Source organism: Streptosporangium sp. H13245 (assembly GCF_055690525.1).
The window spans coordinates 111,877-136,270 of record NZ_JBSZKT010000017.1 but is presented as its reverse complement, the minus strand read 5'-3'; the positions used below and the strand labels follow the sequence as shown (position 1 = coordinate 136,270).

Below are 24,394 nucleotides of genomic sequence, written 5' to 3'. Positions count from 1 at the left end.
GTGGCGGGGGTGGCGGGGATGGCGGCGGCACGCCGTTCGGTCCCGGCCGTGCCGTCAGGTGGCCCACGTGAGGTGATCCAGTGCCGTTCGACAGCCCAGCGCCGTCCGGTGGCCCGGCTCGCCGCGATGCTCGGCGACCCAGCGACTGGTCCCCTGCGTCGAGCGGACCGCTCCGCCGTCACGCAGGCGGACCATCGCCGGATCACCGGCCGCGGCGGCGGGTTCGATGCCGCGCCGCATCGATCCAGCCACCGCAAGATCATATCCAAAAGATCTTCTCCGCGAACCAGCCAGGGTCCCCCGTACCGGGGGAGGTCGCCGGGGCGCCGTGTCCGGTGGTGGGTAGAATGGTGGCACTCCAAGGATCGCGCTCCCCGGAAAGACGTCGCAGTACGGGAGCGCGCCGCGCACGGCGACCGTACGCGGCGGTGGAGGGGCGGCAGTCGTTTCCGCATGCCCTTCCGGAGGTTGAATCCCATGAACGTAGGTCTCGGCCTGCCCGTCGGCGACCCGTTGTCGCTGCTCTCCTGGGCCAGGCGCGCCGACGCCGGCCCCTTCACCACCCTCGGCCTGCTCGACCGTCTCGTCTACGCGAACCCCGAGCCCCTGATCACGCTGGCGGCCATCGCGGGCGCCACCACGCGGATCCGCGTACAGACCGAGGTGCTGCTCGGGCCCCTGCGCCAGTCGGCGCTGCTCGCCAAGCAGGCCGCGACCCTGGACCGCGTGTCCGACGGCCGCTTCACCCTCGGCGTCGGGATCGGCACGCGCCAGGACGACTACCTCGCCGCGGGGATCGACATCCGCGGGCGCGGGCGCAGGCTCGACCGGCAGCTGGCGACGCTACGGCGCGTCTGGTCCGGCGAACCCTACAGCGAGGAGGTCGGCCCGATCGGCCCGGCCCCCGTACGGGAGGGCGGCCCGGAGATCCTGATCGGGGCCTTCGCCCCCGCCGCCCTGGAACGCGTCGCCCGATGGGGGGACGGCTACCTGTGCGCCGCGCCCGTCGCCCTGGCCGACCCGCTCATGCGTGACGTCGAGCGGTCCTGGACCGAGGCGGGACGGCACGGGCGGCCCCGCATGGTCGCGCAGGTCAACGTGGCCCTCGGCCCCGAGAGCACCGTCCGGGACGCCGAGGAGGCGATCACCTCCTACTACGGCTTCCTGGGCGACACCGTCCGGGTCGTGGAGAACATGCTCACCACGCCGGAGCGGATCCGTGACGCGATCACCGCGTTCACGGACCTCGGCGCCGACGAGGTGATCCTCTACTGCTGGGCCCGCGACGCCGACCAGGTCGACCGCCTCGCCGACCTGGCCGTATGACGGCCTGAACGGTTTTGACGGTCTCCGTACGCCGTGACCGGACGGGGCTCGTGGCGCGCCGGAGGGGCGCGCCACGAGCCTCGGCTCACCGGGTGAGGGTGAGGGTGTCGACGTCGAACAGGAATCCGCCGCCCCCGGTGAAGGTGAGGAACAGCGGCCCCGAGGCCGATCCGGTCAGGGGAGTGGAGACGTTCTGGAAGGTCTCCCAGCCCCCGGTGTTCGGTACGGCGACCGAGCCGAGGACGGTCCCGGTGGCCGATCCCGAGCGGACCTGGATGGTGCCGCCCGATCCGGCGGAGGCGATGCGGGCGCCGAAGGCGGTGGCGCCCGCCGTGCTGATCGACGAGTAGCCGACCCAGTCGCCGTTCTCGATGAACCCGGCGGTCCTGCCGCCACTGGCCGGGCCGTGGTCGGCGATCTGCACGCCCGAGTTGGAGGTGTAGGACTCCGCCTCGGCCGTGGTCGTGATCGGGCCGGTGCCGCCCAGCTCCTTGATCCGGACGTTGCGGAAGGAGACGTCGTCACCCGTGCCGTGGTTCTGGATGCCGATGTGCCCCTCGCGGATGCTGCGGGCCGGGTCGGTGTTGGTGAAGTCGTTGATCCTGGTGCCGTTGAGGAAGACCTGGAGCCGCTCGCCCTGGACGAGGAGCTCGTAGGTGTTCCATGTGCCCGGCGGGTTCAGGGACGCGTCGCGGGCGGCGATGTCGGCGGACTTGACCGCGTAGACGGACCCGGTGGTGCGGTCGGCCGCGTCGGTGGCGTCGATCTGGACCTCGTACCCCTTGGAGGTGTTCGTGGGGTCGGTGGCCGACATGCCCACGAAGACGCCCGAGTTGTCGTCCCCGGCGACCCTCCAGTCCAGTTTCAGCGAGTAGGCGAAGTACTTCTTCGCCGAGTACCACAGCACGCCCATGCCCCCGGTGGAGGTGAGGGTGGCGTCGGTGTTGGTGAAGCTGCCGGGGCCGCTCTGCGTCCAGCCGGTGGTCGAGCCGTTATACAGGCTCGTGTAGCCGGTCTCAGGGCGGCAGTCGGCCTTGGCCCACCCGGCCGCGTACCGGATGCCGCCGAGCAGGAGCGACCGGAAGCCCGGCTCGGTGAAGGAGCTCGCCGTGTGCCCGAGCCCGGTGTAGAACGAGCGGCCGGACGTCATCGGACGGCACCAGGTGATCGGGTGGTCGCCCATGTCGCCGCCGGTGTAGCTGCCCTCGTTGAGGTTCTGCAGCACTCGCGCGGTGTTGCGAGGGTTGGTGCGGTAGTTGTACCACTCGTCGCTTCTCGACCAGGTCGCCCCCAGGTGGGCGGTGGCCGCGTGCGCGCGGTCCTCGGTCCTGATCGTCGCCTGCTGGGGCGCCGGATGCCCCTTGAACCAGGCGCCCACCAGGGTGCCGTAGTACGGCCAGTCGTACTCGGTGTCGGCGGCGGCGTGGATGCCGACGTAGCCGCCGCCCCCGTTGACGTAGGACTCGAAGGCGGTCTGCTGGGTGCCGTTGAGCACGTCACCGGTGGTGCTGAGGAACACCACCGCCTTGAAGCGCGCCAGGTTGGCCGTGGTGAAGGCCGCGGCGTCCTCGGTGGCGGTGACGGTGAAGTTGTTGGCCGTCCCCAGGTCGCGGATCGCCTGGAGGCCCGCGGGGATCGAGTCGTGCCGGAAGCCGGCCGTCTTGGAGAAGACCAGCACCTGGTACGCGGGGTCGGCGGCCTGGGCCGCCGTGGGGACGAACAGGGCCGCGCCGACCATCGCGGCCACGACGGCCGCCAGGCCGCGCCGGACGGGCCTTTTTTCGCCCGTACGGCCCGGTACGGCGGGGGATCGCCGTACCGGGGATGTCGTGGAGAGTAGCCGGTTCCAGAGCCGAGAACGTTGGGACATGAAGATCCTTTCCTGACCTGGGGGGTAAGTCAGGCAAGGCGCGCGCCGCCGCGCTGGTTGCCGTGGTGCTCGGTGCTTTATTTGTCGCGAAGAGCAATTAATCGGGCGTGTAACACGTGTATATCGTGTCACGCACTTGGATGGAAGGTAACGAATTAGCAACCGGCGCGGGTGAGCGCCCGCGTTCCCGGTCTGCGCCGGAGGGCCGGGCGGTCAGAGCCGGGGATCGACGTGGATCTTGGGGCCGGGGCCGCACCCCGCGGGGCGGGAGCCGGAGAGGACCTCGCCCACCCCGTCGAGCCCGACGACGGCCGCCACGAGCGGCCGGGGGTCCACCGAACCCGAGGCGTAGTGCCCGATCGCCCCGGCCAGGCCGGGCGAGGCGCTCAGGACGCCGACGGCCGTGACGTCCTTGAGCACCAGCACGCGCGTGTCGACGGCGCTGGGGCTCGGCGCCAGGCCGATGTAGACCACCCGCTTGCCCGGCTCCACCAGGTCGACGGCGAGGGAGGGCAGGCCGGGGGCGTTGGAGGCGTCGACGACGGCGTCGAACGGAAGATCGGGAAGCCCGTCCGAGGTCCACGCCCCGTGCACCCCGAGGGTACGGGCGAACTCCAGCGACGGCTCCGACAGGCCCATGATGTGGACCTCCGCCCCGCGCGCCAGGGCGAATTGGGCGGCGAGCAGGCCGATCGTCCCCGGCCCCAGCACCAGCAGCCGGTCGCCGGGGGCGAGGGCCGCGGCCTCGACGGCCCGCAGCGCGTTGCCGCCCGGCTCGACCATCGCCCCGGCCGCCGCGTCGACCGTGTCCGGCAGGACGTGCAGCGCCGTGACCGGCACGGGGAGCCGCTCGGCCAGGGCGCCCGGCCACCCGCCCCGGATGCCGATCTCGAAGCGGTCCTCGCACACGTGCTGCAGCCCGCCCAGGCAGCGGCGGCACCTGCCGCAGCCGAGCATGGTGTCGCCGGTGACGCGGGTGCCGACCCAGCCGCCGTCGACGCCCTCGCCGACGGAGGAGACCGTCCCGCACCACTCGTGGCCGAGCCGCATGGGGTAGCGGGCGTTGTCCTCCTCGAGATAGGCCATCTCGCCGCTGAAGAACTCCATGTCGGTGCCGCACACCCCGGCCCGCTCCACGTCGACCACGACCTGCCCGGGGCCGGGAACCGGCGGCTCGACGTCCAGCACGGCGAAGCGGCGAGGCCCGGTCACGACGAACGCTCTCACGGATGGAACCTTCCAGACGGCGCCGCCGGGCGGGGCCGGAGGTACAAGAATCGGGTTCCGTAGACTACCGTTCGGCAAATGGGGCTGAGAACGTGACGGCGGAACGGCGCAGTTCACAGTGGTACGCGGGAACCGACCGCAACGCCTACATCCACCGGGCCTGGATGCGGCGCGGGCTGCCCGCGCACGCCTTCGACGGCCGTCCGCACATCGCGATCGCCAACACCGCCTCCGACCTCACCCCGTGCAACTCCCACCTCGACGAGGTGGCCGAGAGCGTCAAGCGGGGCGTCTGGGAGGCCGGGGGCGTCCCGATGAACCTGCCCGTCGTCTCGCTGGGCGAGACCCTGGTCAGGCCCACCGCGATGCTGTGGCGCAACATGGCCGCGATGGCGACCGAGGAGATGCTGCGGGCCAACCCGATCGACGGCGTGGTGCTGCTGGGCGGCTGCGACAAGACCATCCCGTCCCTGCTGATGGCCGCGGCCTCGGTCGACCTGCCCGCCGTGGTGCTCCCCGGCGGGCCCATGCTCACCGGCACCTTCCGCGGCGTGCAGCTGGGCTGCGGCACGGACGTGTGGAGGCTCAGCGAGGAGGTCCGCGCGGGCACCCTGACCGAGCAGGCGTTCCTGCGCTCGGAGTCGTCGATGATCCGCAGCAGGGGCCACTGCAACACCATGGGCACCGCCTCCACCATGGCCTGCGTCGCCGAGGCGCTCGGCACCACCATCCCCGGCCTGGCGGGCACGCCCGCCCCCGACAGCCGCCTGCTGGAGGGCGCCCACGAGACCGGGCGGCTCGCCGTCGAGCTCGTCGAACGGGACCTGCGCCCCAGCGCCCTGCTGACCAGGGGGTCCTTCCTCAACGCGATCGTGGCGCTGGCCGCCGTCGGCGGATCCACCAACGCGGTGGTGCACCTGCTGGCCATCGCGGGCCGGCTCGGCGTCGAGCTCTCCCTCGACGACTTCGACCGCACCGGCGCCGGGGTGCCGCTCCTGGTCGACCTGCAACCGGCGGGCCGCCACCTGATGGAGGACCTGCACCGCGCGGGCGGGCTGCTGGCCGTGCTGCGCGAGGTACGCGACCTGCTGGACCCGGAGGCGCTGACGGTGACCGGCAGGCCGCTGACCGGCCACCTGGACGACGCGCGGATCTGGGACGAGACCGTCATCCGCCCGCGCGACCAGCCGCTGCAGGAGGCCGCGGGCATCGCCGTCCTGTACGGCGACCTGGCGCCGTCCGGGGCCGTCATCAAGCCCGCGGCGGCCTCGCCCGAGCTGATGCGCCACCGGGGCAGGGCCCTGGTCTTCGACAGCGTCGAGGACATGCACGCGCGGATCGACGACCCCGATCTCGACGTGGACCCCTCCTCGGTGCTCGTGCTGCGCGGCTGCGGTCCCAAGGGCTACCCGGGGATGCCGGAGGTGGCCAACGTGCCCCTGCCGGCCAAGCTCCTGGAGCTCGGGGTGCGTGACATGGTACGGATCTGCGACGGCCGGATGAGCGGCACGGCGTACGGGACGGTGGTCCTGCACGTGGCGCCCGAGGCCGCGGCGGGCGGCCCGCTCGGGCTGGTGCGGACCGGCGACCCGATCGTCCTGGACGTCGAGGCCAGGCGGCTGGACATCGACATCCCGCCGGAGGACCTGGCCAGGCGCGGCCCCTCGGACGCCATGCGGGCGGCCTTCGCCGCGCCGTCACGGGGCTGGGAACGCCTTTACGTCGACCACGTGATGCAGGCCGACCGGGGCGCCGACCTCGACTTCCTCGTCGGCTCCAGCGGCGACGCGGTCGCCCGCGAGTCCCACTGACGGCACCGGCTCCAGCGGCACCGGCGTCCGCGACACCGTCGACGCGGCGTGACGGGCCGGGCGCGTCCGGTGCCCGGCGGCCGGGTCGGGCCCCGCACCGTTCCAGAACCCGTCGATCCCGGACAGCCGCCGGTAGCGGGAGTAGGCGATCTCGTACGGCTCCCGCTGCCCCGAGGGCGGGAAGGGCCGGGGCCTGAACGAGCGGCGGACCACCTCGCGCAGCTCGGTGAGGGAGCCGACGCGGCCGTCGGCCATCGCCTGGACCAGCAGGTTCCCCACGGCGGTCGCCTCCACGGGGCCCGCGAGCACCGGCCGTCCGGCGAAGTCGGCGACGAGCCGGCACAGGGTGTCGCTGGAGGCCCCGCCCCCCACGAGGTGCACGGCCTCCACCCGCCGGTCGCTGAGGAACTCGGCCCGCTCCAGGGCCCACCGGTAGGAGCAGGCGAGGCTCTCCAGGACGCAGCGCACCGTCTGCGCGCGGTCCGAGGGCGGCGCCTGGCCGGTCGAGCGGCAGTAGGCCGCGATCCTGGCCGGCATGTCACCGGGTTCGAGGAACCACGGGTGGCCGGGGTCGATCAGGGGCCCGAACGCGGGCGCCGTGGTGGCCTCGGCGACCAGATCCGCGTACGAGGTGCGCACCCCCCAGGCCCGGCGGCACTCCTGGAGCAGCAGCAGGCCGTTGAGGGACCGGGTGAAGCGCACGGTCCCCATGACGCCGCCCTCGTTGGTGAAGCCCGCCAGCCTGGCCTCCCGGCTTGTGACCGGCGCGTCGAGCTCCAGACCGGCCAGCGAGCGGGGGCCGAAGGAGATGTAGCCGACCGAGCCGGACGAGACGGGAAGCGCCGCCGCGGCGGAGGCGGCGTCGTGGCCGGCCACCGCGACGACCACGGTCGCGCCCGGCCCCCTGCCGTTCCTGCCGTTTCTTCCGTTCTTCGCCTTTCCGCCGTCCCCGCCTCCGTCGCGCAGCGGCCCGGCGACCGTACCGGGCTCGACGAGCCGGTCGGCGAGCAGGTGGTGGGGCAGCCCCAGGCGGGTGACGAGGCTGTTCGCCCACCGGCCGGTCCTGGCGTCCAGCAGCTGGCTGGTGCTCGCGATCGTCCGCTCGGCGAGCATCTCGCCGCTCAGCCAGAGCGTGAACAGGTCCGGGATCATCGCCAGGTGGTCGGCCGCGTCCAGCAGCGGGGACCCGGCGTGCGCCAGCAGCTGGCAGGCCGTGGTGCCGGGGCCCGGGTGGACGCCGGTCAGCTCGTAGTGGTCCTGCCAGGAGACGAGCCCCGCCAGGCCGGAGGTGTAGGGGTCGAGGTGGTGGCGGGGATTGGCCAGCAGCCGCCCGTCGCGGTCGAGGAGCGCGAAGTCGCCGCCCCAGGCGTTCACGCCCACGCTGGTGAGACGGCCGCGGGCGGCGGCCAGCGCGATGCCCCCGCGAGCCTGGGTGAGAAGTCCCAGCACGTCCCAGTAGAGGCCGTCGAGGACGCGGACGGGCCGGTTGGCGAAGCGGTGCACTTCCCGCACCGCGAGCCGCTCACCATCGAATTCGCCGGTCAATACCCGGCCGCTCTCAGGTCCGAGATCCACGGCCACGTAGACGGGCACGGTCCAAGGGTAACCACAAAGCATTTCCCGATACGGGAGATATGTCAGAGACGATAGGTGAAACGTCCCACCGGTGTCAGTCGCCCAGGAGGTTCTGGCGGGCGGCGAGCAGGCCCGCCTGGAAGCGGGTGCCCGCACCGAGATGGTCGCAGAGGGACCGTACCCGGCGCTGGACCGTACGGGGGCTGATGTTCAGCTGCCGCGCGATCGCGTCGTCCGTCAGCCCGGCCGCCAGCAGCGTGAGCACGTCCGTGTCGAAGCCCTCCCGGGGAGATCCACCGGCGCCGGGGTCGGGGGAGCGGAGGGCGGTGGGACGCAGGGGGGTGGCGGCCCGCCAGAGCACCTCGAACAGCCCGACGAGCGCGTCGAGGAGGGCTGAGGGGTGCACGACGAGCGCGCTCTCCACCGCCCGGTCCTCCTCCGAGCCCAGCGGCAGGATCGCGGTCCTGCGGTCGGCCACGGCGAGCTTCATCGGGACGTGGCCGAGACGCGCCTGCTCGCCCTCGGCGATCGCCCGCCGGGTGTGCTCGAACATGCTCGGGTCCTCGAACGCGCGCGGCCCGTAGATCCCCCGGACCATCGGCCAGGATCGCGGAGCCCACTCCTCCAGGTCGGTGCCGACGTCGACGGCGTACGGGGGGTGCACCAGCACGAGGAACTCCTCGGTCGCGGTGCGCTCGATCTGCAGGTAGCGCCTGGCCACGGCCGCCTGGCCGATGACGACCTCGACGAGCTCCTCGGGCTGCGGCCCGGTACGGTCGGCGATCTCGGCGGCCAGCAGGGCCGCCGCCGCGCGGCTGTGCGCGATCTCCTTCTGGCGCCGCGCGGCCAGCGCGTCCAGCGCGAGGTGCGGCGGCGTGGCGATCAGCCGCAGCGGGCGACCGGCCAGGCGCGCGACCAGGCCCAGGTCCTCAAGGCGCGGCAGCGTCCGGCGCAGCCCGGCCACCGACGCCTCGGCCTCGGCGGCCAGCTCGGTCAGCGTGGCCGGGCCGTGGCGCAGCAGCGCGCGGTAGGCCCCCTCCTCGGTCGCCGTGACACCGAGCCCGTCCAGCAGCCGCCGGTCCATGACGCCGTTCCCCCTCCGAGCCTTCTCGCCGTGCGAACCGAACGTAGGCGGGTCCCGTCACGGTCGTGTGACGGGTTCACGACAAGTCATGTTCTGGCCACCCGAGAAACATGGACACGCCCAACTCCTGGCCGTTAGGAATTCGGTCGATCTACTTATCGTATTCCGGAGGTCCGTTGATGCGAAGATGGGTAGCGGCCGTCGCCGTGGCCACAGCGTGCGGTGCCACACTCGGGGCACCCGCGTCCGCCGCGATCGACAACGCCAAGGCGAGGAACGCCCCGGACGCCGCCCCGGCCAAACCGGGCACATTCACCACGAAACCAGACACCTTCGACGTCACGCTGGTGACCGGCGACCGTGTCCACGTCAGGATCCTCGACGGCGGACGCCAGGCGGCCACCGTCACCCCGGCCCGCCGCGAGGACGGTCACACCCCGACGTTCCAGGTGCGGGAGGACAAGGGGGAGGTCAGCGTCATCCCCAACGACGTCATCGGCCTGGTCCCGAGCCGCCTCGATCCCGAACTGTTCAACGTGACGGCGCTGATCGGCCAGGGGGGCGCCGACTCCGCCAGCGGGACGGTCCCGCTGATCATGACCTACACCGACCGGGCCCTCGCCGCCGCCGCGGCGCCGCCCGCGATACCGGGGACCAGCCTGACGCGCCGCCTGGAGAGCATCGGCGGCGCCGGGATGTCGGCGGACAAGAAACAGGCCGCGGAACTCGGCGGCGCGCTGGCCGCTCTCGCCCGCAGCGAGAGCGGCCGGCAAGACCGTACGGAGAACCGGAAGGCCGCTCCGCTGGCGGGGGTCGGCAAGATCTGGCTCGACCGGCGGGTGCGGGCCGCCCTGGAGCACAGCGTCCCGCAGATCTCCGCGCCCGCCGCGTGGGCGGCCGGGTTCGACGGGGCCGGTACGACCGTGGCGGTGCTCGACACCGGCGTGGACGCGGGCCACCCCGACCTGGCAGGGAAGGTCGCGGACGCGCGGGACTTCACCGGGGAGAACGACACGGCCGACCTCAACGGGCACGGCACGCACGTCGCCGGCACCATCGCGGGCAGCGGAGCGGCCTCCGGCGGGCGGCTGAAGGGCGTGGCCCCCGGCGCGAAGCTCCTGAACGGCAAGGTGCTGGGCGCGGACGGCTTTGGCGACACATCGGGGATCATCGACGGCATGGAGTGGGCGGTCGCCGAGAAGCGCGCCGACATCGTCAACATGAGCCTCGGCGACCCGCACCCCGGTGGCCCGCTCACCTACGCCGTGAACGAGCTGACGCGGCGTCACGGCGCGCTCTTCGTCATCGGGGCGGGCAACAGCGGCTGTGACAGATGCGTCGGAAGCCCCGGCGACGCGGCGTCGGCGCTCACCGTCGGCGCCGTGGACCGCGCGGACAAGCTCGCGGGCTTCTCCAGCCGAGGCCCCATACCCGCCGACTTCTCGGTCAAGCCCGACCTCACCGCGCCCGGCGTGGGCATCGTCGCGGCACGGGCCAAGGGGACGGTGCTCGGCACCGATGTCGGCGAGTTCTACACCGGCGCCTCCGGCACGTCCATGGCCACCCCGCACGCGGCGGGGGCCGCGGCCCTGCTACGCCAGGCCAGGCCCGGCATCGGCGCGGGCGAGCTGAAGGCCCTGATGATGGGCACGGCCAGGCATCAGGACGGCAACACCGTCGACGAGCAGGGCGGCGGCCGGGTGGATGTCGCCACGGCGCTCGCCGGACCGGTCGTGGCCTCCGAGGGCGCGCTCACGTTCGGCAACATCGTCAAGGACACCGGCCGGGTCGTCCGTACGCTCACCTACCGCAACGTCACCACCGCGCCCGTGCAGCTCGCGCTGAGTGCGGCCGGGGCGTTCACCGTGTCACCGGCGACGGTCGCCCTCCCGGCCGGGGGCACGGCCGAGGTCACCGTCACCCTCGACCCCGCCGGTGCCCCGATGGGCCCGCTGCGGGGAGAACTGGTGGCGAGCGTGCCGCAGCGCGGGGGCGTGCGGACACTGCTCACCGGGAACATCACCGAGCCGCTCGTGGAACTGCGGATCAGGGGCGTCGCCAGGGACGGCCGTCCGGCGCACGGCGGGTTCGAGGTGCTCGACCTTGAGCGGGGCACGAGAAATGGCGGCTCCCTGCCGAAGGCGGTCACCCTGCCCTGCCCCGAGGAGGAGTCCGGTCCGGCCGCCTGCCTGATGGTGCCGCAGGGCACCTACTCCGTGCTCGGCTACCTCTTCACGATGCCCGCCTGGGAGGACAGCACGAACTCGGAGGGGACGCCGCTGAACGTGAGCCTCGCCGGGGACCCGGAGCTACGGATCACCAAGGACACCGAGATCGTGCTGGACGCCCGCAAGGCCGTCGAGGTCAAGGTCCAGACCCCCGACCACGAGACCAAGCGCAACATGGGGGCCGCCGCGTACCTCAAGTGGTACCGGTCGGCGCTGAAGGGCGACACCCCGACCCTGAGCGGCACGTACATCAGGCCCGGGGCGCTGATCGAGGAGCGGCTGTTCGTCCAGCCGACGAGGAAGGTCACGAAGGGCACCTTCTCCGTCGGTACCCAATGGCGCCTCGACGCGCCCGCCATCACCATGAAGACACCCGGTGTCGAGCTGAACCCCGACTACTACGCGCCGCAGTGGTTCAGCGACTCCTTCACCGAGCTGCCCAGGCTGGAGGGTACGCAGGTGCTGCTCGCCGCCGACGCCGGGCAGGGCAGGCCGGAGGACCTCAGGGGCGGGAAGCTGCGCGGCAAGCTGGCCCTGATCCGGCGGAGCGACGAGATCCCGCCCGCCGTCCAGTCCAACAACGCGGCCGCCGCGGGCGCGAAGATGGTGGCGATCTACAACGACCGTCCCGGAGCCAACCCCTCCCCGGGCGGGGTGGTCGTGAAGCTCACCGTGCCGACGGTGTGGCTGTCACGGGAGGAGGGGGAGAAGCTGCTCTCCCTGGCGCGCCGCGTCCCGGTGCCGGTCACGGCCAAGGGGGTCGTGACGAGCCCCTACCAGTACGACCTGTTCCTGCGGGAGAAGGGCCGGGTGCCCGACGACCTGCGCTACGTCGTGAACACCAGGTCGCTGGCCAGGGAGGAGGCCGACTTCCACACCCAGCTCGCCGATGACGTGACGGCGAACGAGGCCCGTTTCGCCTTCCAGCCCTGGGACACCGCCTCGGTCACCACGAGCCTGCCCCTGCCCCGTACGCCCCGCACCCGGGTCACCTACATCGTCCCCGACCCGGAGGTGCGCTGGAACAACTCCGTGATCACGCCCGAGCGGCCGTACAACAACGCGTGGCCGCGTCCCCAGACGCCGCGCGTGGTGCTCATCGAGCCGGAGTTCCGGGTCTACCAGCGGCCGGGGCAGAAGACCGGCCTCACCTGGTTCAAGCAGCCGCTGACGCCGGGGGTCGACCCGCGCAACCCGGTCCACAGGGACGGCGACCTGTTGTTCATCTCCATGCAGGGCTTCGTGGACGCGAGCCGCAACTTCGCCGCCGCGTACACGAGCGACTTCGAGCGGGGACTGCGCACCAAGTTCAAGCTGTACAAGGGGGATGAACTGATCTCGGAGACGGACTACATGCCCGCGGGCGCCATCGACCTCCCGGCGGAGAAGGCGGGCTACCGCGTCGAGTTCACCGTGGAGAACCAGGCGACCTGGGCCAAGCTCTCGACGCGGACCGGCTCCGTCTGGACGTTCACCTCGGAACGCCCGGTGGAGGGCGTCAAGCCCGTCATCCCGCTGCTTCTCGCCGACTACGACATCGCGCTCGACAAGCAGAACCGTGGCAACCCCTCCTCCATCGGCCTGACGCTGTACCACCAGGAGGGCTCGGCCGGAAGCACCGTCAAGAACGTCTCACTGGAGGTGTCGTACGACGACGGAGCGAGATGGAAGCCCGTGCGGAGTCTCACCTCCACGGGCGCCGGGTCCTACCGGGCGCGGCTCGACCGGGAGTCCGGCGGCAACGGCTTCGTCTCCCTGCGGCTGAACGCCTCCGACAAGCAGGGCAACACCCTCAGGCAGGAGGTGATCCGCGCCTACGCCACCCGCTGAACCCTCCCGCTCACCCGCCTGGCCCCTGGACATTCCGTCCGGGGGCCAGGTGGCCGGGCTTCGGGGCTTCGGGGCTTCGAGACAGGGTGGTGAGGCCGCGCCGCGTTGTTTCAGACTCGTTTGAGGGTCGTTGAGCACTTTGTGGGAGTTTGTAAATGCTCAGCCGCGCGGGGCGTACATGATCAGAGCGACCCCCGCCAGGCACACGCCCGCGCCGATCAGGTCCCAGCGGTCGGGGCGGAAACCGTCGGCCAGCATCCCCCACAGCAGGGACCCGGCGATGAACACCCCGCCGTAGGCGGCCAGGACCCGGCCGAAGTTCGCGTCCGGCTGGAACGCGGCGACGAACCCGTACACCCCCAGCGCGACGACCCCGGCGGCGATCCACAGCGGTCCCCGCTGCTCGCGGACCCCCTGCCAGACCAGCCAGGCGCCGCCGATCTCGGCGACGGCGGCGAGTGCGAACAACAGCAGTGAACGGGCGATCGTCATGCCGGGAAAATAGCGGTTCCCACGCCCCGGCCCCGCGTGTCGGTCTCACCTTGACGGGGTCCGTCGCCTCCGCGCGGGGAAGGCGGGAACAGGATCGCGGACACTTCCTGAGTCGCTCCCGCGCGGGGAAGACGGGACGGCTTCCTCATTCGGGGCCGGAGGTCTCCGCGACTCCCCGACGAAGACCCTCCGGACTTCCCGGCCGGGAGCGCGATTCACCAGCCCGCGGGGACCGCGGAGAACAGGGCCGTCGCGTCGCCCGCGTACATCCGCCACAGGACGGCGGCCAGCAGGACGACCAGCCCGGCGGAGAGCAGGGCCGTGACGCCGAAGATCATGCGGCGGGCGAGGAGATAGCTGACCGGGAGCAGACCGGCGGGGCGGGACGACGGCGTCCAGGGCGTGCGCGGGTCACCGGCGGTCAGGTCGCCGACACCCGGATTGCCCGGATCAACCGCATCGCCTGGATCGACCGGGTCGCCCGTCGCGGGCCCGGCGGGGGTACGGCCGAGGGGCAGGCCCACCAGCCAGCCGATCAGCTCGGCGATCTCCTCGCCCCTGGGCGGCAGTCCCGAGGCGAAGTAGCGCAGCGCGACCGAGCGCCGGGTCACCTCCCGTACGAGGTTGCCCATCCCCATCCGGGTCAGCCAGCCCGGCAGGTCGTCCTCGGCGCCGCGCCCGGCCGCGATCCCCCGCAGCAGGTCGGCCTTGGTCAGCACGATCGCGACCCGCCGCTGCCTGCCCCCGTCGGCGCGGGCGGCCAGCTCGGTGACGACCCGGCTGAAGGTGTCGGCCGGGTCCTCCCCGGACAGCACCACGCCCCTGGCGGCCAGGTCCTCGCGCTCGGCGGCCAGCAGGTGGTCCTGCACCTCGGGCAGCGCGAACGGGTCGATGACCAGCAACAGGGCCTCGCCGTGGGCGAGGTAGCCCATCGCCTCCACCGTGGCGGCGCCCGTGTAGTGCTCGCCGGAGGGGTCGAACAGGTAGAGGATCCGGTTACCCTCCCGTCGCCGGGGCGCCGGGACACTGACGTCCAGCATCACGGCCCGGGGCAGGTCGGTGCCGGTCTTGTCGACCCTGCCCGCCCGCAGTTGCTCGCGCAGGCGGCGGAAGGACATCTCGTCGCCCCGGTCGGCGAACAGCGCGTGACCTCCCGCCGCGGTCACCGAGCCGTGCAGGGCGTTGACGGCCAGGGCCATGAAGGTGGTCTTGCCCGCGTCCGGGCCACCGACGAACGGCAGGGGCTCCACCCTGACCCGGCCGATCCTGGAGGGCAGCGCGCGGCCGCACTCCGGGCAGTGGGCCCGCAGCCGGAACCGGCCCAGCGGGATCGTCGTCGGCAGCCGGGTACCGCACCGGCACACGTGCCGGACCGCGCCGTTCAGGTCGGGGGTGAGCCTGCGATGCCGCGCGCCACAGGTGGGGCAGGAGTAGTGCGGCAGGGTGATCCGCTCGTAGCAGCCGGGATAGGGACAGGTCTGCAGGATCCGCCGTACGAGCGCGAGCGCCTGTTCGAGCCCGCGCAGCACGGCCACGCACGCCAGCCAGGCCAGCATGCCCGCCAGTACGGTCACGCCGTGGACGGCGGCGAACAGGACGCCGACGGCGGCCAGCGGTACGGCGGCCAGCACCACGCCCCCGCAGATCGCCAGCCAGATCGGGAACAGGAAGAAGCCCCGGACGTCGCCCATCAGCCTGCGGGTGGTCGCGGAGACGACAGTGCCCGCAGTGTCGCCGATGGCGGGCAGCGCGGAGTTGATCACGGCCCACCAGTCCCGCCAGACCTGCCGTACCAGGTAGTGCGGGTAGACCGGGTCGCCGTCCCGGTCGCCCGAGGGGAGCGTGACCGGCGAGGGACCGGACACGGGGGCGGGCAGCAGGACCCGTCCCGCGTGCGTGAAGTACACGCCGATCGCGCCCAGTGTGCTGACGGCCAGGGTGAGCGGGAACAGGACGGTCGCCGCCGTGACGCCCAGCCAGACGGCCACCACCCACAGCGCCACCACGAAGATCCACATCAGCGCCCGCCCGGTGCGCGCCCGCCGGTCATCCCCCCGGTCATCCCCCCGGTGTCCGGGACGGTCCTCCCTGCCCTGGTTCCTCCGTGCCTTCGGGGCACGGTGATTGCCCCATGCCCCTGGGGTGTGGTGGTTCTTTTGCGCCTCCGGGCCGTGGTGGTCTCCTCCGGTCGGGACGGGGCCGTTCTTCGTGACCGGGCCGGCGCGGCGCGCATCAGCGCTCGCCCCGGCCGAAGAGCCGCCGTTTGGGACCGGTCAGCTCCCGCAGCCCGGCCGCCAGCTCCGGGTCCCGTTTGAAGCGGGCCTCCACCGACCCGAACAGCGACCAGTTACGGACATGGGAACGCGCCCACTCGTCGAGGGTCGCGATCACCACCCCGCCGCCCCGCAGCCGGATCGCGACCTCCAGCAGGGCGAGCTGCTCGTCACGGTCGATCCTCGTGGAGAGCCACGCGGACACCAGCCACCGCCGCGTCCGCTCCGAACTCCGCTTCATCACGGTCGTACGGAAGCGCGGGTCGCGTCCGGCCAGTGCCGCCGCGGCCGTCCTGCGCGCCAGCGGGGCCAGGTTCTTGTCGCCCTGGCGGGTCAGCTCGGTCAGCTGGTCGACGGCGCGGGCCGCCTCGGCGGGGGTGGGCGCACCGGCCAGCCGCGACGCGATGAGCGCGGTCTCCGCGTCCTCCACCGGGTAGCCGCCGGACATGCTCCGCCTGACCTGCTCGGCCAGTCCCTCCACCTCGGGGCCCTTCAGCCCGGCCCGGTGGAAGGCGCGCGCGGGCAGGTCGAGAAGGTGGGTGGAGACGTTCATCGCGTCGCCCAGCGTCCGCAGCAGCAGCGTGCACTCGGCGGTGTCCGGCGGGTCCCGCCAGATGGAGGCCAGGACGGCGTCGCGCCCCCCGTCCGTATCTTCGACCGTCTCCCCGGTCGTCTCCTCATTCGTTTTCCCGGTTGTGTCACCGGGCGTCTTCCCGAAGGTCTCGGCCGTCCCTCCGCCCGTCTCCCCGGCTTTCTCTCCGTTGGCTTCTCCACCGGTCTCTCCGGTCGTCTCCCCGCCCGGATTCCCCTCCGGTTCCTCGCCCGGTGCGGGCCACGCGAGTCGTACCAGCGCGATCGTCGCCTCGACCCGGCCGAGTCTGCCGGACTCGACGAGCCATCGGAGCACCTCGGCTCCCGTACGCGGGGCGGCGGGCCAGTCGCGGACGGCGAGCAGCGCGCACACCTCGGGGGTCAGCAGGCTCGACCTGACCTCGGGGGAGGTGCCCTCCAGTCCGGTCACCGCGCCGGTCAGGACCGTCTCGCGCCAGCCGTGCGGGACCCGCCCCACCGCCTCCGCGAGCCCCTCGGCGCCCGACCTCACCAGTTCGGCGGCCGTCCGCTCGACAACCGTCGCGTCCAGGGGCACCCCGGCGGCGTCGGCGGTCCTGACCACCCCGGCCAGCGTCGCGAGGTCGCGGACCGCGCCAAGTGCCGCCGCGGCCTCGGGGGCGAGCGCCTTCGCGTCCCGTACGGTCAGCGGCCGGGCGGGTGGCGACAGGGAGGGGTCACGCATGGCCAGCGCGGCACAGCGGACGGCGCACGGCGCGACGGCCTCCGGGGGACCCGCCGCGCACACCGCCGCCGCCAGCTCGTGCCCCATCAGACCGGCCGCCCGCCCCAGGTCGGCCCAGACCCATCCGGGTACCGCCGACCGTCCGGCCGATGAAGCAGCCGACAGATCGGCCCGTGGGCCGGACGACGGGCCAGTGGACGGCGGGGCCGGGGACCCGTCCGCGGACGGCCGTTCCGACGAGGCGATCAGCCCGGCGACGGCCGACTGCTCGGCGGCCGAGACCGAGCCGTCCCCCCGGCACAGGGCCAGCAGGGCCGCCACCGTCTCCGGGTCCTCGTCCCCGAACTCACCGAGCGCGTCGATGCCGTCCAGGTCCATCCGGCGCCAGAAGCCGACGACCGTACCGGCGAACCTGCCGGTCTCGGCATCGGGCGGCGCCTCGTCCAGCTCCGCCACCGTCGCGTCGATGTCGGAGGGCAGCCAGACGTCGGGGGTGGTACCGACGATCATCTGGGGGGCCGAGGCGGGGTCGGCGCTGTAGGTGAGGAAGGACAGCCTCGCCGAGGCCGTCCACGGCAGCGAGTAGGAGATCACCGCGATCCAGCGCACCACGTCCTCGACGTCGCCGGTGACGAGCACCAGCCGTCCGTGCCCCCGGACCAGCGCCCCGTGCACGGTCCGCAGCAGGAGCCCGAGCCACCGGTAGGCGTCCTCGCCGCCGGAGGCGAGCCAGGCGCCCAGCGACTCGGGGTCCACCGAGCTGCCCGGGGTCAGCTCGGCCAGCTCGGGCAGCTCGGTGCCGGGCGCGGCGGGTGTGTCCGACCACAGGGGCGCCCGCCAGAACTCCACCGGCCGCAGGCCCACGAGGTCGTCCCCGGTCAGCAGGACGGCGTGGCCGAGGAAGTTGCCGTACCGGCCCGAGTAGTCGCGGCCCAGGTACACGCAGCGCGCCAGCACCGCCCCGAGCCCCGAATCTCCGCCGGGCCCGTGGTCGAGCGGGGTGTAGCCGAGCGCGGCGGGCATCGCGAGGATCTGCCCCCGGCTGGGCGACAGCGGCGCCCCCGGCGGCGGCCGGTACGTCAGGTGGCGTGCCACCGCGCCCGCGAGCCCGTCGGGCAGGCCGGGGCTCTGGGCGACGAACTGGAACCCGGCGCGGCCGGTGGGACCCGACTCCGCCGACGTGTAGTGCAGCTGCCAGGCCACGCCCTACCTCCGCACGCCGTCGAGCATCTTGAACCTGTAGAGCAGCCACAGCAGCGGGTCCTCGACCCGGTACGGCCGGATGCCGCCCGCACCGACGGTGTCCGCCTCGGGCACGGCACCCAGCGCCGACAACCCGAAGAACGCGTGGTCGGTGTAGTTCTGGCGCAGGTAGCGGTCCACCATCCCGGCCTGCCACTCGTCCATCAGCGCGCGGACCTGCTCGTCCACGGCCTCCCTGTCGTCCAGGTCGAGGGCGCCCAGCGGGGCCCTGGCCCGGTGCAGCGCCGACTGTCTCTCCAGCGCGGGACCGAGCGCGTCTATCTTGCTGAGCGCGACGGCCACCGGGATCCGCAGGCGCCCGCCGTCGTGGCGGCGCAGCAGCTCCGTCACCCGGCCGATGACGTTGACGGGGTCGCTGTCGGGGTCGTCCTCCAGGGAGCCGCTCCGGGCGAGCGCCGTGCCGCTCAGCGCGGCCCTCGCCCCCGGCAGCTCCAGCGGGTCCACCAGGAAGATCACCGCGTCGGCCGCCGCCAGGTAGCGAAGGTGCAGCTCGGTGACGTCCCTGCTGCGCAGGTCCTCGCCCGCGGTGTCGAACAGCACCAGGGTCAGCGACTCCGTACGGCTGCGGATCCGCCCCCTGACCGTACGGGTCAGCAGGTAGACCAGCGGGTCGCGCCGCAGGTCGGTCACGGCGGGCTGGGTGGTGCTCAGCAGCCGCCGCTCCCCGTACAGCGGGCGGGCGAAGTCCTGCCGGTAGCGCTCGATGGTGCGGTCGTCGCAGGGGACCAGCGAGGCGTCCAGCTCGGCGCCCACCCGGTTCATCAGCTCGTGCAGCAGGACCGCGATGTAGGTGCTCTTGCCCGACCCCTTCGCGCCGACCAGGGCGACGATCTTCCCGGGGTTGGCGCAGTACTCGGCGGGCAGCCTGCTGTGGCACTCGGGGCAGGCCCGCCACCCCGTCTCACGCCCGCAGCCGGGGCACGGGGCTCGCCGTCCGGGGCGCCGGACCGAGAACACCGGCGGCAGCGACGGCGCGGGGCCTCCCCGGTGACGGCCGAGGACCTCGTCGGCCCGGGGATCGCAGCCCGTGCCGTGCCCCGCCCTCCCCGCGCAGCGGAAGGCGACGCGGTCACGCGCCACCCGGGCGAAGCAGTACGGACACGTGATCAATTTCCGCCTCGTTTCCATCCCGCGAACGTCTTCTCGCGAACGTGATCTCGTGAACGCTGTCCCGTGAACGCCATCTTGTGAGCCACACCCGCGAGCTCCCACGAACTCCCGCGAACTCCCGCGCGCTTCACCCGGTGGACCTCATCCGGCGTACCGGAGGATCGACCAGCTCCACGTCGCCCTCCGCGAAACACCTCAGCCAGTACGGTCCCGCCTGCCTGGGCAGTGGGACCGTGAAGCGGGCGGGGGACGTCACCTCCGTCCACTCGGCGAGCACCCGGCCCTGCTCCGGCGAGCGCGGCTGGTTGGGGCCCGGCCTGAGTACCAGGGTCAGCCGGGCCACCCGCACCGGTCGCGGAGAACTCACCTCGACCACCAGGGAGCGCTTCCACGGCGGCCCCCGGGTGAGCAGGTCGTAGCCGACGGGCACGACGGCCTCCAGGGACACCGTCGCCGCCGGGCCGCACACCCGCTCACCCCGCACCACGACGGCCGGGGCCACCTCCACCGTCACCGGCTCGTCCTCGGGCGCGTCGAGCCGGACGCCGCCCTGGGCGCGGTACGAGGCCGCGCCGACCCGCAGCGACCGCCCCGACCACCGCACCTCGACCTCCGGTACCTCGGCGGGCCAGTCGAACCCGACGAGGATCGAGGTCCCGCGCCGCTGCGCGACCAGTCCCAGGGGCCGCGCGAGGGTGAGGTGCTCGCGGTGGGCCCCGACGGTCGCCACGCCGCCCGCCACCGTGAGGGCGACCAGCACCCCGGAACCGTGGGCCGGGCGGACCAGCCACCCGCCCCCGATCGGGGTGCCGGACAGGGTCGTGCCCGCCCGTCCCACCTCGTCCAGGGACAGCGTGCTCCCGTACGGCCAGGGCGGCGCCGTCTCCAGCGACAGGAACTCGACCCTACCCGACGGGGGTTCGGCGCAGCGCACCACCAGCCGCCCCGGCGCCGACGGATCGGGCTCCACGCCGAACTCCGCGACCGGCTCGGGGCGCGCGTGCGGGGTGACGGCCGCGCGCACGCCGGGGGTGGCCGTCGTCCTCTCGCCGGGGCCGGGGTAGACGGCGCTGACCACGTACACGTGATCGGTCCCGTTGGTCACCTCGCGGTCCCGGAACCCGGACCCCTCCACCCGCACCGGCCGCCCGTCGCGCGTGACCACCACGCGCAGCGCCTCGCGGGGAGTGACCCACCTGCCGGTCACCACGCCGTCCCCGGCGACCAGCCGCACCTCGCCCGGCTCCGGCCGCACCACCACCGGCGCCGCGGCCACCGGCACGGCGCGGGCCTCACCGCGACGCGCGACCACCGCGTACGTCACCGGGACGTTCACCGGGGGAGCACCGTCCCACACACTCGTCCCACCGGTCGCGCCCGGTGGAACCTCACCGGTCGCGACCGACGGAACCTCACCGTTCCCGGTCGGCGGGACCTCACCGGTCGCGCCCGGCGGAGCACCGCCCGCCCCCGGACCCGCCTCGGAACCCGGACCCGAGAGCGGAAGCGGGACGCCGTCGCGCAGCACCTCGTAGAAGATCTCGCCCGCCCGCGACGACGAGGGCCGCCAGGTGACCGTCACGGCACCGTCGCGCGGTTCGGCGCGCGGCTCCCGCGCCGGGTGCGGGGCCAGCCGCGCGAGCAGGTCGGCCGCCCCCGGCAGGTCGGGCACCCTGCGCAGGGCGTCCTGCACGGCGATCCACGCCCTGTCCGGGTCGCCGGAGGTCAGCGCCAGGTCGCGCAGCCGTACGGCCTCGGCCAGCCGGGCGCGGACCTCCACGGCGAGTTCGGCGGCCTCGCCGGTCAGGCCGTCCAGCGCCTCGGCGAGGTCGGAGGCGGCCTGTACCTCCCCGGCGTCGACGAGCTCGCGCAGCCGGGCCGCGGGACCGCCCGCCGCCCCGCCCTCGTGGCGTACCGCGAAGACCAGCCGCCGGGCGTCGGCCGGGTCGAGGTCCAGCTCCTCGACGGCGTGGCGCAGCAGCGTGTCGTCGTACGGGTGCTCGCGGACCCGTTCGCGCAACCGGGCCACGATGTCGTAGCGGATCAGCTCGGCCGGGTCGGGGGTGTTGCGCAGCGCGGTCAGCACCGTACCGGCGCCGGTCGTCCACGGGCCGCGCGTCCTGCGTCCCCACTCCGCCTCCACCTGGTCGATCCGGCCGGGCAGGGACGGCGCCCCGGGCACGGAGACGGCGCCCAGCACCCGCATCCCCTCGCACGACTCCCCGAAGACGAACTCGGCCAGGTGGCGCCTGCCGAGGGTGTCGAGGGCCTCGCGGGCCTTGGCGTACCCGGAGTACGGGGGCGCCTCGGGCAGGCGGTCGGGCTCGGCCACCTCGACGCCCAGCTCGGCGGCGAGCCGTTCGGCGTCGCGCGGCCCGGCCCCGGCGGACCTGGCGATGGAGAGCACGATCTCGGGGGGCAGCATCCGCAGCCGCCCGGCGGCGTCGTCAAGCCTGCGCCGCAGGCCCTCCAGCCGCTCGCCCGCGCGCTCGCCCGCCCTGCGCAGCTCGGCGCGGAGCGGCCCGAGGTCACCCTCCGCCGCGGCGGCGAAGATCGGGGCGTACCCCGCGTGGTCGGCCTCCAGACGGTCGACCAGGCGGCGGAACCTCAGCATCTGCCGCTGGCGGCGCCAGCACTGGCGGACCTGCTTGACCGCCGAGGTGACCTCGGCGCCGCTCATCGACTCGCGCAGCTGGTAGCGCAGGCGCAGGTCCTCCGGGGGCGTGCCGCCCGCCTGCCTGGCCGGGTCGAGTACCTCCCGGACGTAGCGCTCCTCGTCGAAGGGCATCGGCTCAGTTCACCTGGACACGGGCCAGGGCGTTGCGCGAGCGTGTCACGTCCTCCTCGGACATGCCGCCGATCTGGACGCTCAGCTCCAGCCGCTCGCCGGTCTCGTGCTCGCGGGCGGTCACCCGCAGCAGGCCGGAGGCGTCGAGGGCGAAGGTGACCTCGATGGGGTACCCGGCGGGCTTGCCGGGAGGAATGCGCAGGTCCCCCTCGGCGATCCTGGCGTTGTCCTCGGGCTCCTCCGAGGCGATGCCGCCCGCCTGCTCCATGACCTCGATGGCGACGTGGGTCTGGAAGTCGTCCAGGGTGGCGAAGCCCTGGGTGACGTCGGCGGGCAGCGGGTCGTTGGCGTGGACGAGGTGGGCGACGTACTCGCGGCGGCTGCTCCGCTCGGTCGTCCTGATCCCGAAGGCCCGGGAGGCGACCGTCTTGATGGTCCGCCCGGCGATCTGCTCGCGCTGGCCGCCGGACAGGCCCGCCCGGAGCGCCATCTCCTCGGCCTTCGCCCCCTCGCCCGCGCTCAGCAGCCGCCGGTAGGTCTCCTCGAACGCGTACAGCGCGGCTCCCTTGGCGACGGCCAGGTCAGGGTCCTGCAATCGCGGGGTGACGTCGAACTCCTCGCGCAGCGCCTCGGTCACCGCGGGCATCTTGGCCGAGCCGCCCACCAGGACGAGGTGGTCGAAGCCGTCCACGCCCTTGCCCGCGGCGGTCGCGACGGTCCTGCGGGTGATCTCCACCGTACGGTCAAGCAGGTCGCGGGTGAGCGACTCCAGCTCCTCGCGGGTCAGCTCCACCTTGGTCACCCGGCCTTCGTGCATGACGCGCACCACGTGCCGGGTCCGGGAGGTCAGGGTCTTCTTCAGCTCCTCGGCGTCGCGCCGCAGCTGCTGCTCGGTCTGCCTGTCCTCCAGCGGGTCGCCCACGTCGGGGTGCTCGCCGCGGAACCGCTCGGCCATGTGCTCCACCAGCCGGTCGTCCCAGTCGGCGCCGCCGAGTTCGTGGTCGCCGTCGGTGCACACCACCTCGATGTCGCCCCCGCGCAGGCTGATCACCGTGGTGTCGAAGGTGCCGCCGCCCAGGTCGTAGACGAGGATCCGGCAGTCCTGGCCGGGGTTGAGCACGCCGTAGGTGATGGCCGCGGCGATGGGCTCGGAGACGATGTCGATGACGTTCAGACCGGCGATCCGCCCGGCCTTGCGGGTGGCGTCCCGCTCGGCCGCGCCGAAGTAGGCGGGGACGGTGATCACCACGTCGGCGACCTCCTCGCCGGTCGCCACCCGGGCGTCCCCGGCGAGCTTGCGCAGTACGAATGCGGAGATCTCCTCGGGGGTGTACGGGCGGCCGTGCATGGTGCGCGTCACCTCGTGGCCCATGTCCCGCTTGATCCTGCTGACCACCAGGTCGGGTTCGACGACCGCGCTGTCCTTGGCGGTCGCGCCGACCACGACGTTGTCGGGCGTCTCGAAGAACACCACCGACGGGGTGGTGTCGGAGTCCTCCTGGTTGCGCAGCACCGTCGGCCGCCCGATGTCGTCGACCCCCGCGATGCAGGAGTAGGTGGTTCCCAGGTCGATGCCGTGAACAGCCATCACACGTTCCCCTCGTCGCCGTTCTGTGCCGCCGTGTCGTCCCGCTCCGCGGCCTTCCCCTCGTGCCGCTCCTCCCTCCCGTCACCGCCCGGGGCCTGAGCCCGGGTTTCCGGGGCCTGGGCCGGGGTCCTGCCGACGACCACGCCCGCCTTGCGCAGCACCCGGTCACCGGTCGCGAAGCCGTCGGCGAGCACCGCCACGACCAGGCCGTCGCGGCCGTCCTCCACCGGCTCGGTCCGCACCGGCCGGTGCAGGGCCGTGTCGTACGGGTCGCCGGGGGCCGCCTCGACGCGCTCGGCCCCGGTACGGGCGAGCACCTCCGCGACCTCCTCGGTGATCGCCTCCAGCAGCGCCCCGACGTGCGCGGCCGAGGGCGTCTCCGGACCCCGCCAGCGCGCGGCCTCCCGGTGCACGGTGTCGTACAGGCGGTAGAGCCCGGCCCTGACCGGGGCCAGCGCCTCCTGCAGCAGGCCGTGCCGCAACTCCTGGTTCTCCGCGTGCAGCCGGTCGATGATCTGCTCCCGGTGAGCGGCCCGCTCGTGCTCGCGTGCGACCTGCTCGGCCAGGTGGGTGAGGGCTTCGAGCACCTCGCCCACCTCGTTCGCTCCGGGGGGAGCGGGGTCCGCCGCTGGGAG

At 73.5% G+C, this 24,394-nt stretch carries 15 protein-coding genes; 3 read left to right on the top strand and 12 right to left on the bottom strand.

The genetic code is table 11. The features are described 5' to 3' along the window. Positions 1 to 54: 54 nt before the first annotated feature. Positions 55 to 252 carry a hypothetical protein gene (locus tag ACW9TB_RS23710; RefSeq protein WP_472750249.1) on the bottom strand — a complete coding sequence of 66 codons (198 nt, stop codon included), beginning with the start codon at positions 250 to 252 and terminating at the stop codon, positions 55 to 57. A gap of 225 nt (positions 253 to 477) precedes the next feature. Between ACW9TB_RS23710 and ACW9TB_RS23705 the strand changes: the two genes are divergently transcribed. Beyond that, on the top strand, positions 478 to 1,326 hold the full coding sequence (locus tag ACW9TB_RS23705) for an LLM class flavin-dependent oxidoreductase (protein WP_472750248.1): 849 nt from the start codon (positions 478 to 480) through the stop codon (positions 1,324 to 1,326). Positions 1,327 to 1,411: 85 nt separating this feature from the next. Here the strand turns inward: ACW9TB_RS23705 and ACW9TB_RS23700 are convergent, their stop codons facing one another. Then, complete coding sequence (locus tag ACW9TB_RS23700; RefSeq protein ID WP_472750247.1) at positions 1,412 to 3,196, bottom strand: ThuA domain-containing protein; 1,785 nt, start codon at positions 3,194 to 3,196, stop codon at positions 1,412 to 1,414. 213 nt (positions 3,197 to 3,409) lie between these two features. Beyond that, complete coding sequence (locus tag ACW9TB_RS23695) at positions 3,410 to 4,423, bottom strand: zinc-dependent alcohol dehydrogenase (protein ID WP_472750246.1); 1,014 nt, start codon at positions 4,421 to 4,423, stop codon at positions 3,410 to 3,412. A 92-nt stretch (positions 4,424 to 4,515) separates the two neighbouring features. Between ACW9TB_RS23695 and ACW9TB_RS23690 the strand changes: the two genes are divergently transcribed. Next, complete coding sequence (locus ACW9TB_RS23690; RefSeq protein ID WP_472750245.1) at positions 4,516 to 6,234, top strand: IlvD/Edd family dehydratase; 1,719 nt, start codon at positions 4,516 to 4,518, stop codon at positions 6,232 to 6,234. Here ACW9TB_RS23690 and ACW9TB_RS23685 read toward each other — a convergent pair. Continuing rightward, positions 6,121 to 7,827 carry a rhamnulokinase gene (locus ACW9TB_RS23685; protein WP_472750244.1) on the bottom strand — a complete coding sequence of 569 codons (1,707 nt, stop codon included), beginning with the start codon at positions 7,825 to 7,827 and terminating at the stop codon, positions 6,121 to 6,123. The two genes, ACW9TB_RS23690 and ACW9TB_RS23685, sit on opposite strands and share 114 nt — an antisense overlap. Before the next feature lie 76 nt (positions 7,828 to 7,903). Then, on the bottom strand, positions 7,904 to 8,893 hold the full coding sequence (locus ACW9TB_RS23680) for a helix-turn-helix transcriptional regulator (RefSeq protein ID WP_472750243.1): 990 nt from the start codon (positions 8,891 to 8,893) through the stop codon (positions 7,904 to 7,906). Between the two features lie 179 nt (positions 8,894 to 9,072). Here ACW9TB_RS23680 and ACW9TB_RS23675 point away from each other — a divergent pair, with 179 nt between their 5' ends. Continuing rightward, on the top strand, positions 9,073 to 12,951 hold the full coding sequence (locus ACW9TB_RS23675; RefSeq protein WP_472750242.1) for a S8 family peptidase: 3,879 nt from the start codon (positions 9,073 to 9,075) through the stop codon (positions 12,949 to 12,951). 159 nt (positions 12,952 to 13,110) lie between these two features. Here the strand turns inward: ACW9TB_RS23675 and ACW9TB_RS23670 are convergent, their stop codons facing one another. From ACW9TB_RS23670 to ACW9TB_RS23640, 7 genes are all read right to left on the bottom strand, one after another. Then, a complete protein-coding gene (locus ACW9TB_RS23670) occupies positions 13,111 to 13,443 on the bottom strand; it encodes a YnfA family protein (RefSeq protein ID WP_472750241.1) in 333 nt (110 codons plus the stop codon). Positions 13,444 to 13,658: 215 nt separating this feature from the next. Continuing rightward, entirely contained in the window at positions 13,659 to 15,461 is a 1,803-nt protein-coding gene (locus ACW9TB_RS23665; protein WP_472750240.1) for a TRAFAC clade GTPase domain-containing protein, read from the bottom strand. A 214-nt stretch (positions 15,462 to 15,675) separates the two neighbouring features. Beyond that, positions 15,676 to 18,213: a GAP1-N2 domain-containing protein gene (locus ACW9TB_RS23660; protein ID WP_472750239.1), complete on the bottom strand. Its 2,538-nt coding sequence runs from the start codon at positions 18,211 to 18,213 to the stop codon at positions 15,676 to 15,678. Positions 18,214 to 18,216: 3 nt separating this feature from the next. Continuing rightward, positions 18,217 to 19,383: a TRAFAC clade GTPase domain-containing protein gene (locus ACW9TB_RS23655; RefSeq protein ID WP_472750238.1), complete on the bottom strand. Its 1,167-nt coding sequence runs from the start codon at positions 19,381 to 19,383 to the stop codon at positions 18,217 to 18,219. Between the two features lie 127 nt (positions 19,384 to 19,510). Next, positions 19,511 to 22,171, bottom strand: a complete 2,661-nt coding sequence (locus ACW9TB_RS23650) for a hypothetical protein (protein WP_472750237.1) — start codon at positions 22,169 to 22,171, stop codon at positions 19,511 to 19,513. A gap of 4 nt (positions 22,172 to 22,175) precedes the next feature. Further along, complete coding sequence (locus ACW9TB_RS23645; protein ID WP_472750236.1) at positions 22,176 to 23,759, bottom strand: Hsp70 family protein; 1,584 nt, start codon at positions 23,757 to 23,759, stop codon at positions 22,176 to 22,178. Continuing rightward, the gene (locus tag ACW9TB_RS23640; RefSeq protein ID WP_472750235.1) at positions 23,759 to 24,346 is read right to left on the bottom strand and encodes a nucleotide exchange factor GrpE; all 588 of its coding nucleotides are present in this window, start codon (positions 24,344 to 24,346) and stop codon (positions 23,759 to 23,761) included. Before ACW9TB_RS23640 ends, ACW9TB_RS23645 begins: the two co-directional genes overlap by 1 nt. Between the last annotated feature and the right edge of the window lie 48 nt (positions 24,347 to 24,394).